This is a genomic window from Campylobacter sp. 2018MI13 (assembly GCF_018501135.1).
Taxonomy (GTDB): domain Bacteria; phylum Campylobacterota; class Campylobacteria; order Campylobacterales; family Campylobacteraceae; genus Campylobacter_E.
This window is the reverse complement of record NZ_JAHCZC010000329.1, coordinates 1-246: the sequence shown is the minus strand read 5'-3', so window position 1 is coordinate 246 and position 246 is coordinate 1. Positions and strand designations below refer to the sequence as shown.

Sequence of the window (246 nt, the reverse complement as noted above, 5' to 3'; positions counted from 1 at the left end):
TTACAATCCTTACTTTACCCATTGCACCATTATAACCTGCAACGCTACCTTTTAATACTAAAACACCATTTTCAGCGTCAAATGAAACAACTTCATTTTTAACAGTAACTAATTCATTCCCAAAATGACCCGCCATTTTGCGTCCTTTTTGAACACGACCTGGCCACTCGCGGTTACCTATAGAACCTGAGCGTCTGTGAAAACGGCTACCATGACTTGCTGGACCACCTGCAAATCCGTGTCTTT

1 pseudogene is annotated in these 246 nt (G+C 41.9%); it reads right to left on the bottom strand.

The annotated features are described in order from the left end of the window. A pseudogene (locus KJQ99_RS11480) lies at positions 1–246 on the bottom strand (50S ribosomal protein L3); the annotation flags it as partial.